Below are 11,796 nucleotides of genomic sequence, written 5' to 3' on the forward strand. Positions count from 1 at the left end.
GTAAAAAGAAATTTCAGAGCGCGCCTGCGGTCAGTATTTTCATCACCCACCCTTATAGGAAAACGGTCATGAAATTCTCCGCCATCTCACAATCCCTGTCCCGTTGGGCAGGCAGCGCCCGCACGTTCTACGCGGCGGTGGGATTGATCCTCCTGTGGAGTCTGAGCGGGCCCTATTTCCACTACAACGACACATGGCAGCTGATCATCAACACCTCCACCACCATCATCACCTTCCTGATGGTGTTCCTGATCCAGAACACGCAAAACCGCGACAACGACATTTTGCATATCAAGATTGATGAGTTGCTGCGCGCCACCAAGGATGCACAAAACGCCGTATTGAGCCTGGACGGCCTGGACCGCAAGGAACTGGAGAAACTGCGCAAGGAGTACAAGACCATCGGCGACAGCGAAACCATCACTGTGACGACCCTGGTTACCGAAACAACGGATGACAATGGCCGGTCCAAGACAGACCTGAACCAGGCATAAAAAAACGGCGGCTGGATCACTCCAGCCGCCGTTTTTCATGGGGTACTCAAGGCAATCAACCGTCGCCCTGGTGACCCTTACCGTACGTCGACGCCAGCGCCCGGGCTTTCTCCAGGCGCTCTTCCAACTTGGGCAAGGTCTCATCCACCAAAGCCTTTATTTCCGGGATATCCGACTCGGCGCCCTCCTGCTTGAACAAGGCGATCGCGTCTTCGTTGGCCTTGATCTGCTGGGCGGTGTAGGCGGCGTCAAAGGAGTCGCCGTCCTTGAGCTCGGGCATCAGCGATTCGGCCTTGTCGACGATCTTGTCCCGAGGGGCCACCGGCAAGTCGAGCTTCTTGGCGATGGCCGCCAGGTGCTGATTGGCCAGGGTGCGTTCATTGATGACTTCAATGGTGTAGTCCTTGATCTCCTGGGACGAAGTCTTGGCGTGTGCCATGCGGCTGGTCTCGATATCGGCCATGCCCTTGGCCGAAGCCTGCTCGATGAAATCGGCAGGCGACTGGGCGAAAGCATTGCTGGCGCCGAGGCCCAGCAGCATCGCGAAACTGGCGGTGCGTAACCGGATAGCCATGCGGCTCATGATGGGTTCCTCCAGGTAATAAACAGGTGCAGGGAAACGAGCCCCGCTCTGAATCTGAATTTTCAGGGCGGCAAAGGTTTAGAAAAAACTTGTTAGTGCGACGAACGGTCGTCATGCCCTGCTGCCAAACAGGCCCGGTAACAAACACGGTATTTATCAACCGCGCTCAGACAATACGCCCTGCACCTGCCCATTCAACCACTGCAACGCCGGGTCTCCCCCCCGCCGCGAATGCCATGCCAGCACAAACGCAAACGATGGGATATGAAACGGCGGCGGCACGGCCAATAGCCGTTCGTGATCAATATTGAGCAGCCCGCGAGACGACACGGTAAGCACCAGGTCCGTGCCCTGGATCAACTGCGGCGCGACACCCCAATGAGGCAAGCTGATAGCCACGTGTCGGCGCTCGCGAATCGCCGTCAGCGCCCGTTCGATTTCCGGTGTTCCGCTGCCACGCATTTCCAGTAACACGTGGGGCCGCGCCAGGTAGGTAGGCAGGTCAAGCACGCCGTTGTCAGGCAGGCTGTCACGGTCCACCAGGCATACGTAATGCTCTTCAAATAACGGCGTGCTGCGCAGTTCGGCAGGCATGTCGGGAAACACCCCGGCCGCCAGGTCGATATCGCCATTGAGCACACCGTCAAGCATGCCTTCGCGACTGGCCTGGATAATCTGCAAATCAATCCCCGGCGCTTCCCGGCGCAAGGTGCGCACCAGTCCCGGCAAGAAAATCGCCGCACTGTAGTCCGACATGGCGACCCGGAAGGTGCGCTTGGCCGACGCCGGATCAAAACGATTGGGCTCCAGCAGCGCCTGTACCTGGGCCAGCGCTTCCGCCAGCGGCATGGCCAGTTCCAGAGCACGAGCAGTGGGCACCAGCGAGCTGCCCTGGCGCACCAGCAACGCGTCTCCGAGCAAATCCCGCAACCGCGCCAGCGCGTGGCTCACCGCCGGCTGGCTCAGGTGCAGGCGCTCGGCGGCACGGGTCACGTGTTGCTCGCTGAGCAAGGCGTCAAGGATCACCAGCAGGTTAAGGTCGATGCGTCGTAGATCATTCATCAGCTGCATGTTCTGCATAAGAACTTGGAATTTAAATTTGCGCGACGAATAGCCTAGAGTCCAGCAAAACCTCTGGGAGATTGATCATGACGACGTTGCATTGGGTAGGTTTGTTGCTGTTGGCCGCGTTCGCCGGGGCAGTGGTGCCGTTTCAAAGCGCGATCAACGCCAACCTGGGACGCGGCCTGGGGCATCCGCTGTGGGCCACCCTCGCCTCGCTGCTGGTGAGCATCATCGTGCTGCTGCCGGTGATCCTGGCCCTGCGCCTGCCGCTGCCCAACCTGGGTTTTATCACCAAGGCGCCGCTGTGGATGTGGAGCGGCGGCGCGTTCGGCGTGTGCTTCATTTCGCTGGCGTTGATCCTGATGCCCAAGCTCGGCGCCTCGGGGTTTATCGCCCTGGCGATGGCCGGGCAAATCGTCGCCTCGTTGATGCTGGACCACTTCGGCTTGTTCGGGCTGGTGGAACGCCAATTGACCGCGCCCCGGTTGATCGGGGCGCTGATGTTGATTGGCGGTGTGGCCCTGATTCAATTCAGTGCCGCACCCACCCGCTCGCTGGTGACCGCCGGCTGATCAGCGCTTGTCGAGGGTGCGCAGCTTCTGAGGCAAGCCCCACAGCAACAGCGCCGCCGCCAGCAACGCACACACGCCGATGACATACAGCGCCGGCGTGGTGCTGCCGGTGAGGTCCTTGATCCGGCCGACCATCACCGGGCTGACGATGCCGCCGAACTGGCCCAACGTGTTGATCACCGCGATCCCGCCAGCAGCGCCCGCGCCGGCACCGGCCAACAACTTCGGCGGCAGCGTCCAGAACGTCGGGATCGAAGCGATGATCCCCGCGCCCAGCAAGCTCAGGGCGACGATCAGGAACGTGGTGTGATCGGCAAAGATCCCGGCACAGAAGAACCCCACCGCCCCCAGCGCCACCAGGCCGCTGACGAACTTGCGACGTTCGCCGGTGGCGTCGGACAAGCGTCCGATCACCACCATGCTGATGGCGCCGCAGACGTAGGGAATCGCCGTCAGCAAGCCGATCATCACCGGGCTCTGGGTGCCGGCGCTGCGGATCAGTTGCGGCGCCCAGAAGTTCAGGCCGTAGGACGCCACCTGGATCAGGAAGTAGATAAAACCCAGCATCAGGAAGCCTGGGATACGCAATGCAGCCAGCAACGAGCCACCGCTCTTGTGGGGTTCATGCACGGCAATGCGACTGGCCAGCAACGTCTTCTCCGCCGAGGTCAGCCAGTGGGCGTCCTCGATACGGTCCTTGAGCAGCTTGAGCACCAGGAACCCCAGGCCCACACAGGGCAAGCCACCGAGCAAGAACAACCAGTGCCAGCCGCGCATTTGCAGCACACCATCGAGGTGTTCCAGCACCAGCCCGGAGAACGGCGCGCCCACCAGCCCGGCAAACGCCGACGCCAGGAACAGCATCGACGTGATGCGCCCACGGAAGTGCTGCGGGAACCACAACGTCAGGTAATACAGCACGCCCGGGGCAAACCCGGCCTCCATCGCACCGATGATGAAACGCAGGCCGTAGAACTGCCATTCGGCCGTGACGAACACCATAGCGGCCGTCGCCAGCCCCCACGACATCATGATGCGGGCGATCCAGCGGCGGGCGCCGACCTTGTACAGCATCATGTTGCTCGGCACTTCAAAGATCACATAGCCCACCACAAACAGCCCGGCGCCGAGACCATAGGCAGTGTCACTCAGGCTCAGGTCGGCCTGTAGCTGGAACTTGGCGAAGCTGATGTTGATGCGGTCAAAAAACGCGAACAGGTAGCAGACCATGATCAGCGGCATCAGGCGCCAGGCGACCTTGCTGACCAGGGCTTTTTCGGCATCGTGTTCAGCGGCCGGGCGCACGCCGGCCTCCAACGTATTAAGGCTCATCGATTCTCTCCAGCGGACTGCTCGCAGGCGTCCGATTGTTTTTGTTGTCTGGTTACGGCTTACAAGGTGGCGATGTAGGCCGGTGGCGGATGCAGGTCGCAATTGCGCCCGGCCTTGGCCACCTGGCCCGGCAATTCGTGGCCCAGCAAGGCTGGCAATTGCCGCGACATTTTCAGCAGGTGCGGCAGGTCGATGCCGGTGTGGATCCCGACTTCATCACACAGGTTGACCAGGTCTTCAGTGCAGATATTGCCCGACGCGCCGGGCGCAAACGGGCAACCGCCGAGGCCGCCCAATGCCGCATCAAACCGTCGCGCACCGGCCTCGTAGGCGGCCAGCACATTGCACAAACCCAGGCCGCGAGTGTTGTGGAAATGCAGGGTCAGGTCGCTCGCCGGAACACGTTCCAGCACGCGCTTGACCAGGCGCTCGACCTGACGCGGATTGGCCATGCCGGTGGTGTCGGCCAGGCTGATGCCCTGGATGCCCAGCTCGCGGTAGGCGTCGACCAATTGCAGCACGCGGTCCTCATCGATCTTGCCCTCGAACGGGCAACCAAAAGTGGTAGCGATGCTGCCGTTGAGGCGCACCGGGTGCTCGGCAGCAAAGCTCACGATATCGCCGAATGCGGCCAACGAAGCCTCGCAACGCATGCGCATATTCGCCAGGTTGTGGGTCTGGCTGGCGGACATCACCAGGTTCAACTCATCGGCCCGGGACTCGATGGCACGCTGGGCACCCTTGAGGTTGGGGATCAACGCCACGTAGATAACCCCGGGATGACGGGTGATGCCCTGGAACACCTGCTCACCATCGCGCAACGCAGGGATGGCCTTGGGCGACACGAACGAGCCGGCTTCGATCCGGGAAAACCCGGCCATGGACAGTTGATCGATCAACGCGATCTTGTCGACAGTCTCGACCCAGGTCGGCTCGATTTGCAGGCCGTCACGGGGTGAGACTTCCTGCACGACCAGCGCATCGGAATAGTTTTTCATTGCACCACTCCCGAGGATTTCAGGCGTTGAATATCGGCGCCGCTCAGGCCCAGGTCGCCGAGGATTGAATCAGTGTGCTGGCCCAGGCTCGGGCCCTGCCAATTCACCGCGCCGGGGGTTTCCGACAGTTTGGGCACGATACCGGGCATCTTCACCGTGAGGCCGCCGGGCAGGTCGGCGCTGAGCAGCATGTCGCGGGCCTGGTAGTGCGGATCGGCGACGATATCAGCCACTGAATAGATGCGCCCCGCCGGTACTTCGGCGGCTTCCAGGGCACTTAGCACCTCGTCGATGGGCAGGCTGCTGGTCCAGTGGGTGATGGCGGCGTCCAGCAGGCCGCTTTTCGCGGCGCGGCCATCGTTGTGGGCAAACTCCGGCGCTTCGGCCAGGTCGGCACGGCCGATGGCGAGCATCAGGCGCTTGTAGATCGGGTCGCTGTTGCCGGCGATCACCACATAGGCGCCGTCGGCGGTCAGGTAAGTGTTCGAGGGTGCGATGCCGGGCAAGGCGCCGCCGCTGCGTTCGCGCACATGGCCGAGCATGTCGTATTCCGGCACCAGGCTTTCCATCAGGTTGAACACGCTTTCGGCCAGGGACACGTCGACAATCTGGCCGTCGCCCTGGCCGGTCTTGACCCGCAACAGCGACATCAGCGCGCCGATCACGCCGTGCAGTGACGCCAGGGAATCACCGAGGCTGACGCCGACCCGCGCCGGTGGCGAGTCCGGGTTGCCGGTGGTGTAGCGAATCCCGCCCATGGCCTCGCCGATGGCACCGAAGCCCGGGCGGTCGCGGTAAGGGCCGGTCTGGCCGTAGCCGGAGATGCGCACCAGGGTCAGCTTGGGGTTGAGGGCGTGCAGCACGTCCCAGCCCAGGCCGAGTTTTTCCAGGCCGCCGGGGCGCAGGTTTTCGATCAGCACGTCGGCGTCGCCCAGCAATTGCTTGACCAGGTCCAGGCCTTCTGCCGACTTGAGGTCCAGGGCCAGGGACTTCTTGTTGCGCGATTGCAGGTACCACCACAGCGACGTGCCTTCGTGCAGCTTTCGCCATTTGCGAAGCGGATCGCCCTGCCCCATGGCTTCGATCTTGATCACCTCGGCGCCAAACTCGGCCATCAGCCGGGCGGCGAAGGGCGCGGCAATCAGGGTGCCGATCTCGATCACCTTGATACCGCTCAGGGGAGCCGTCATGGGGTGTACCTCTTGTTCTTGGAATGTGGGGCCAAGGCTAGAGGACGCAGGCAGTAGAAATCCAACCGTCAGTTGGCAACGAGCGTTCGCCAAATGCGAACGCTTGAGTAAGGACTGGTTGTGGCGAGGGAGCTTGCTCCCGCTGGAGTGCGTAGCGCTCCCTGGATTTTGGGGCCGCTTCGCGCCCCAGCGGGAGCAAGCTCCCTCGCCACAGCAAGCTCCCTCACCACAGCAAGCGCCCTCGCCACAGGGTTTGCTTACGCCTGCTCCCGCCGCAGGTAATCGAACAACAACCGGCTCACCGGCGACAGCTGCGCCTCGTCACGCACCACCAGGATCAGGCTGCGGTCCGACCAGGCATCCGTCAGCGGCACCGCGTGCAAGCCCAATGCCCGGCCAAACAATTCATAGGCCTTTTGCGGCAGGATGCCGATGCCCATGTTGGCCTGGACCATCCGGCACATGGCATCGAAGCCCGGCACATGGATCCGCAAGCGCAGCACCTTGCCCGCCTCCCGCGCCGCCGCATGGGTGCGCATGTTGATTGAACTGGCGGAATGCAGCCCCACGTAGTCGCTGTCCAGCGTCTCGGCGAACGCCAGGGTCTTGCGCGACGCCAACGGGTGATCCGCCGGCATCAGCACCACCAGTTTGTCCCGGCGATAGGTCACACCGGGCAGGCCTTTGGTATCGGTGTCGCTGGAACAGATGCCCAGGTCCGCAACGCCGTCAATCACACCCTGGACCACGCCATTACTGGGCCGCTCTTCCAGGTCGGCCTTCACCTGTGGATGCAGCGCGGAAAAGTCGCGCAAGTCTTCGGGCAGGAACTGAATGATTGCCGAGAGGTTCGCCAGCATCCGCACATAACCGCGCACGCCGTGACTGTGTTCGCCCAGCTCCAGACCCATCTTCTCGACATTGAACAGCATCTGCCGTGCATGGTGCAGCAAGGTCTCGCCGGCGGCCGTGAGCTGCATGCCCTTGGCCTGGCGCACAAACAGGCTGACGCCTAGCACCTGTTCCAGCTCCATCAAGCGCTTGCTGGCCGCCGAGACCGCGATAGCTTCACGGGCGGCGGCGCGGGTCAGCGTGCCTTCCTCATGCACCGCCACAAACAATTGCAGGGTAATCAGGTCAAGGCGGCGAACCAGGCTTTTGTGCAGCATCTAGGCGCGCTCGGTGGCCAGGCGATTGATATCGGCCTGCTCCACCGCCGGCAGAGGTGCGCCGTGCCGGACGGCCGAGAGCATCGCGCGGCCAACGGTTTCCGTGCTCACCACCCAGGCCGGTCGCACATGGCGCAGCAGCGACAACAACGGGCCGACCACGGTGTAGATGGACTGGTAGAGCGGGGTTTTCGAGCGCACGCCGTGCAACGGCTGGATCACCCCGGGACGGAACAGGTACACCGCCTTGAACGGCAGGCGCAGCAACGCATTCTCGGTCTTGCCCTTGATCCGTGCCCACATGGTTTTGCCGGTTTCGCTGCTGTCAGTCCCGGCGCCGGACACGTAGATAAAGGTCATCTGCGGGTTGAGCCGCGCCAGGGTGCTGGCGGCCACCAGCGTCAAGTCGTAGCTCAAATGGGTGTACTTGGCTTCATCCATGCCCACCGAGGACACGCCCAGGCAAAAGAAGCAGGCGTCAAAACCTTGCAGCAGATGCTCCAGGGGCTGGAAATCAAACATGTCGGCATGCAGCACCTGGTGCAGCTTGCCGTGTTCCTGGGTCAGCGCGGTACGGCCGACGGCGACGACTTCCTGCACGTCACTGGCCAGCAGGCACTCGCGCAACACGCCTTGTCCGACCATGCCGGTGGCGCCGAATAATAGAACTCTCATAAGGTTAGTTCCTAAGCGACAAGCGGTTAGCTTCAGGCTGCAAGGTAGAGACAAACCCACTGGCAACTTGTAGCTTGCGGCTTGCAGCTTACTGCTCAACAGGATCTTTTGCCCCTTGAAAAGCACCACGACCCTCACCATTGCCTGCAGCGCGGCCTTTTTGTCCCAGGTTGGCATCAGCAGCTACCTGCCCGCCGTGCCGGCGATTGCCTTGTCATTGACCGCTGCAGAGGACCAGGTGGCACTGGCCCTGGCGGTGTACTTGATCGGCATGGCGTTGCCGATGCTGCTCTGGGGCAGCCTCGGTGAGCGCCTGGGTAGAAAGCCGGTGTTGCTGGCAGCGTTGGCGTTGTATGCGCTGGCCAGTGCGGCGATTCCGTCCGCCTACAGCCTCGAATCGTTCCTCGGCCTGCGCCTGGTTCAAGGCCTCGGTGCGGGCGGTGTGTCGGTGATGGCGCGGGTGCTGGTTCGTGACAGCTTCAGCGGTGCCCTGTTGGCCAAAGGTTTGTCGTGGCTGGGCATGACGTTCGTGATCGCCCTGGGCATCGGGCAGTTTGTGGGCTCGCTGTTGCAAGTGGCGTTTGGTTGGGAGGCGATCTTTTATGGGCTGGCGGTCGCGGCTGTCGGCTTGATGATTGCGCTGCAACGGGTGGTGTTTGCAAGATTGGAAAAAGCCTCTGGACACGTCTCGGCCTGGCGCATCTACGGCACGATCCTGCGCCATCCGGCGTTCCTGCGGCCTGCGTTGGCGGGCGGTTTGGGTTACGGGGTGATCATCGCGTTCAACACCTGCGCACCGTTGATTTTGCAGGGCCATTTCCAGTGGAGCGCGGCGCAATATGGCTGGCTCGGCTGGCCGATCAGCGCGGCATATCTGGCGGGGGCGTTGATGGTCAATCGCCTCGTCGCCCGCACCGGGCGCCTGTCGATGATGAGTTGGGGCGTGGCGTTGGTGATGTGCGGCAGCGCAACGATGTTGCTGGGCAGCCTGTTTGCCAATGGGCTGGCGATCCTGCTGTGGCTGCCGTATTGCCTGGCGGTGTTCGGCCAATCGATGAGTTATCCCATCAGCCTGTCCCTGGCCAATGATGAATCACCGGTGAGCGGCTCCTACGCCATGGCCTTGAGCGGCTTTATGCATCAGTTGATGGCTGCGGCGATCGGTGGCGTGGCCAGCCTGCTGGCGAGTCAGCAGGCCTGGCCGTTGGCGGTGTTATGCGTGACGCTGGCGGGCGGCGCACTGCTGTGCGTCGCCATGGCCAGGACTGATCAGAACGCGCTGCGGAAGATCTCTTCAATCTGACGCTGATCCGCCCGCCGCGGATTGGTCAGGCCGCAGGCGTCCTTCAGGGCGTTGGACGCCAGCAGCGGGATGTCCTGCAACTTGGCGCCCAGCTCCCGCAACCCGGCAGGAATTTCCACATCCTGGGACAGGCTGCGAATCGCCGCGATGGCCGCCTGGGCGCCCTCTTCCACCGACGTACCCTTGATATCTGCGCCAAGGGCCCGTGCCACATGGCTCAGGCGCTCGGCGCTGACGCTGGCGTTGAAGCTTTGCACATGGGGCAACAGCACCGCATTGCACACGCCGTGAGGCAAGTCATACAGCCCGCCCAACTGGTGCGCCATGGCGTGCACGAACCCCAGGGACGCGTTGTTGAAGGCCATGCCGGCAAGGAACTGCGCGTAGGCCATGTTCTCCCGGGCGGCCAGGTCTTTACCGTCGCGCACCGCAATCCGCAGGTTGGCGCTGATCAGCTCGATGGCCTTGATCGCACAGGCGTCGGTGATCGGGTTGGCAGCCGTGGACACGTAGGCTTCGATTGCGTGGGTGAGCGCGTCCATGCCGGTGGCGGCAGTCAGGCCCTTGGGCATGCCGACCATCAGCGCCGGGTCGTTGACCGACAGCAGCGGCGTGACGTTACGGTCGACGATGGCCATTTTCACGTGGCGGGTTTCGTCGGTGATGATGCAGAAGCGGGTCATTTCGCTGGCCGTGCCGGCGGTGGTGTTGATGGCTACCAGCGGCAGTTGCGGTTTGGCCGACTGATCGACGCCTTCGTAGTCGCCGATGTGCCCGCCGTTGGTCGCACACAGGGCAATGCCCTTGGCACAGTCATGGGGTGAGCCACCGCCCAGTGACACCACGAAATCACAAGCACTCTGTTGCAGCAGCGCCAGGCCTTTTTCGACGTTCTCGACGTTCGGGTTGGGCTTGGCGCCGTCATAGATCACCGAGTCGATGTCTTGCATCGCAAGCTTCTCGGCGATCATGCTGGCCACACCTGCCTTGGCCATCCCGGCGTCAGTGACGATCAGCGCCTTGCGAAAACCATAGTTGCGAATCGCGGTCATGGCTTCGTCGAGGCAGTCGAGGCCCATGATGTTGACGGCGGGAATGAAGAAGGTGCTGCTCATGATGGCTAATCCTTTAAAGTCGTTATGCCTACAGCATCGACCTCGATTGCCTGCGGCATCTTGACCAGGATCAACGCCCGCTCGTGATAAAGTCACCGCCCAGCCGATTTCGAGTAGACCCGCCGCAATGAAGGATTCCCAGGATTTTGATGCCCACCTAGAAGACTGGAACGCTTTGCGCAGCAGTACCGCCATCAGCGGGATCCTGATCGGCAACGGCGCCAGCCGCGCAGTGTGGGAAGACTTTGCCTACGACTCGCTGTTCGAAAACGCCCGCACCGTGGAAGAAAAACCCCTGAGCCAGTCCGAACTCAGCGTGTTTGACGCGATGCAGACCCGCAGCTTCGAGCAGGTGCTGGGTGCACTGAAAACCACCAGCCGGGTCAACAAGGCCCTGGCGGTCAGCTCGGCTGCGCCGCGTAATCGCTATTACGCGATCAAGGAAGCGCTGATCAATACGATCCACAGCGTGCATATTCCGTGGCGCCTGGTGAAGCCGTCGACACTGGCGACCCTCCATCAGGAGCTGGCGAGTTACCCGACGGTGTTCACCAGCAATTACGACCTGCTCAACTACTGGGCGATCCTGCAGGCGCCGGGCATCGATGATCTGTTTCGCAGTGCGGATGCGAGCTTTGACCTGCGCAATACTGCCTGCGACATCACGCGCATTTTGTATCTGCATGGTGGCCTGCACCTGGTGCGTAACCTTGATGGTACGGCGCGTAAATTGCCGACCACTGACAGCACGTTGCTCAGCAGTTTTGCGATCAACAACACGATCAAGACGCTGGATGATGTGCCGTTGTTTGTCAGCGAGGGCAAGGTTGAGGAGAAGCTGAAGACCATTCGCAGTTCTGACTATTTGTCGTTCTGTTACGAGCAGTTGTTGGGCCATGAAGGTGGGCTATGCATCTTTGGGCATCACCTCGGCGCGCAGGATGTGCATCTGGTGCAGGCGATTCGACAGGCGAAGATCAGCACGTTGGCGATTTCGGTGTTTGGCCGCAGTGCGGGGTTTATCCAGCAGCAGAAGCGGCGCTTTGCGGAGTTGTTTGAGGGGATGGAGGTGGAGTTGCGGTTTTTTGATGCGCGTAGTCATGTGCTTGGGAATTCGGGGCTTTCGGTGCCCGTGGAGCGGTGATGGGGGTGGGGTGTACATATCCGTTGCTGCGGTAACGGCCACTTATGGTTCCGCTCTTACAGCGGGTCACTTTTTTACAAACGCCTAAAAAAGTAACCAAAAAACGCTTTGCCCCACCACTCGGTGCCTCGCCTAGGCTCGGCATGCCCGCACTCC

The 11,796-nt window shown here is 62.0% G+C and carries 12 protein-coding genes; 4 read left to right on the plus strand and 8 right to left on the minus strand.

The window, feature by feature from the left end:
• Nucleotides 1-68 precede the first annotated feature (68 nt).
• Nucleotides 69-494: a low affinity iron permease family protein gene (locus HX811_RS14130; protein WP_003212079.1), complete on the plus strand. Its 426-nt coding sequence runs from the start codon at nt 69-71 to the stop codon at nt 492-494.
• Nucleotides 495-549: 55 nt separating this feature from the next.
• On the opposite strand, the gene HX811_RS14135 is transcribed toward HX811_RS14130, so the two are convergent.
• Together HX811_RS14135 and HX811_RS14140 are read right to left on the minus strand one after the other, a co-directional pair.
• Entirely contained in the window at nt 550-1,077 is a 528-nt protein-coding gene (locus HX811_RS14135) for a DUF4142 domain-containing protein (protein WP_003212082.1), read from the minus strand.
• A 156-nt stretch (nt 1,078-1,233) separates the two neighbouring features.
• Complete coding sequence (locus HX811_RS14140; RefSeq protein WP_177046276.1) at nt 1,234-2,157, minus strand: LysR family transcriptional regulator; 924 nt, start codon at nt 2,155-2,157, stop codon at nt 1,234-1,236.
• 68 nt (nt 2,158-2,225) lie between these two features.
• Here HX811_RS14140 and HX811_RS14145 point away from each other — a divergent pair, with 68 nt between their 5' ends.
• Nucleotides 2,226-2,714 (plus strand): DMT family transporter, encoded by a 489-nt coding sequence (locus tag HX811_RS14145; protein ID WP_003212086.1) that lies wholly within the window; start codon nt 2,226-2,228, stop codon nt 2,712-2,714.
• Here the strand turns inward: HX811_RS14145 and HX811_RS14150 are convergent, their stop codons facing one another.
• From HX811_RS14150 to HX811_RS14170, 5 genes are all read right to left on the minus strand, one after another.
• Nucleotides 2,715-4,046, minus strand: a complete 1,332-nt coding sequence (locus HX811_RS14150; RefSeq protein WP_177019710.1) for an MFS transporter — start codon at nt 4,044-4,046, stop codon at nt 2,715-2,717. It lies immediately after the preceding gene.
• A gap of 59 nt (nt 4,047-4,105) precedes the next feature.
• Nucleotides 4,106-5,044: a hydroxymethylglutaryl-CoA lyase gene (locus HX811_RS14155; RefSeq protein ID WP_177046278.1), complete on the minus strand. Its 939-nt coding sequence runs from the start codon at nt 5,042-5,044 to the stop codon at nt 4,106-4,108.
• Complete coding sequence (locus HX811_RS14160; RefSeq protein ID WP_102604147.1) at nt 5,041-6,234, minus strand: CaiB/BaiF CoA-transferase family protein; 1,194 nt, start codon at nt 6,232-6,234, stop codon at nt 5,041-5,043. The genes HX811_RS14155 and HX811_RS14160 overlap by 4 nt, the downstream gene beginning before the upstream one ends.
• Before the next feature lie 257 nt (nt 6,235-6,491).
• The gene (locus HX811_RS14165; RefSeq protein WP_102604146.1) at nt 6,492-7,403 is read right to left on the minus strand and encodes a LysR substrate-binding domain-containing protein; all 912 of its coding nucleotides are present in this window, start codon (nt 7,401-7,403) and stop codon (nt 6,492-6,494) included.
• Complete coding sequence (locus HX811_RS14170) at nt 7,404-8,078, minus strand: NAD(P)H-binding protein (protein WP_177046280.1); 675 nt, start codon at nt 8,076-8,078, stop codon at nt 7,404-7,406.
• A 115-nt stretch (nt 8,079-8,193) separates the two neighbouring features.
• On the opposite strand from HX811_RS14170, the gene HX811_RS14175 reads away from it, so the two are divergent.
• Complete coding sequence (locus HX811_RS14175) at nt 8,194-9,381, plus strand: MFS transporter (RefSeq protein ID WP_177046282.1); 1,188 nt, start codon at nt 8,194-8,196, stop codon at nt 9,379-9,381.
• Here the strand turns inward: HX811_RS14175 and yiaY are convergent.
• The gene (yiaY, locus tag HX811_RS14180) at nt 9,348-10,496 is read right to left on the minus strand and encodes an L-threonine dehydrogenase (protein WP_008437790.1); all 1,149 of its coding nucleotides are present in this window, start codon (nt 10,494-10,496) and stop codon (nt 9,348-9,350) included. The two genes, HX811_RS14175 and yiaY, sit on opposite strands and share 34 nt — an antisense overlap.
• Before the next feature lie 127 nt (nt 10,497-10,623).
• Between yiaY and HX811_RS14185 the strand changes: the two genes are divergently transcribed.
• Nucleotides 10,624-11,640, plus strand: coding sequence for a DUF4917 family protein (locus tag HX811_RS14185; RefSeq protein ID WP_177046284.1), 1,017 nt, complete (start codon nt 10,624-10,626; stop codon nt 11,638-11,640).
• Nucleotides 11,641-11,796 lie beyond the last annotated feature (156 nt).

Origin of the sequence: Pseudomonas sp. F8002, assembly GCF_013385495.1 — a bacterium.
Taxonomy (GTDB): Bacteria; Pseudomonadota; Gammaproteobacteria; order Pseudomonadales; family Pseudomonadaceae; genus Aquipseudomonas.

Bases quoted from the DNA above. Each gene is read 5' to 3' on its own strand.
- HX811_RS14185 (WP_177046284.1), top strand. From the start codon at position 10,624: ATGAAGGATTCCCAGGATTTTGATGCCCACCTAGAAGACTGGAACGCT.
- HX811_RS14150 (WP_177019710.1), bottom strand. From the start codon at position 4,046: ATGAGCCTTAATACGTTGGAGGCCGGCGTGCGCCCGGCCGCTGAACAC.
- HX811_RS14160 (WP_102604147.1), bottom strand. From the start codon at position 6,234: ATGACGGCTCCCCTGAGCGGTATCAAGGTGATCGAGATCGGCACCCTG.
- HX811_RS14140 (WP_177046276.1), bottom strand. From the start codon at position 2,157: ATGCAGAACATGCAGCTGATGAATGATCTACGACGCATCGACCTTAAC.
- HX811_RS14130 (WP_003212079.1), top strand. From the start codon at position 69: ATGAAATTCTCCGCCATCTCACAATCCCTGTCCCGTTGGGCAGGCAGC.
- HX811_RS14165 (WP_102604146.1), bottom strand. From the start codon at position 7,403: ATGCTGCACAAAAGCCTGGTTCGCCGCCTTGACCTGATTACCCTGCAA.
- HX811_RS14135 (WP_003212082.1), bottom strand. From the start codon at position 1,077: ATGAGCCGCATGGCTATCCGGTTACGCACCGCCAGTTTCGCGATGCTG.
- HX811_RS14170 (WP_177046280.1), bottom strand. From the start codon at position 8,078: ATGAGAGTTCTATTATTCGGCGCCACCGGCATGGTCGGACAAGGCGTG.
- yiaY (WP_008437790.1), bottom strand. From the start codon at position 10,496: ATGAGCAGCACCTTCTTCATTCCCGCCGTCAACATCATGGGCCTCGAC.
- HX811_RS14145 (WP_003212086.1), top strand. From the start codon at position 2,226: ATGACGACGTTGCATTGGGTAGGTTTGTTGCTGTTGGCCGCGTTCGCC.
- HX811_RS14155 (WP_177046278.1), bottom strand. From the start codon at position 5,044: ATGAAAAACTATTCCGATGCGCTGGTCGTGCAGGAAGTCTCACCCCGT.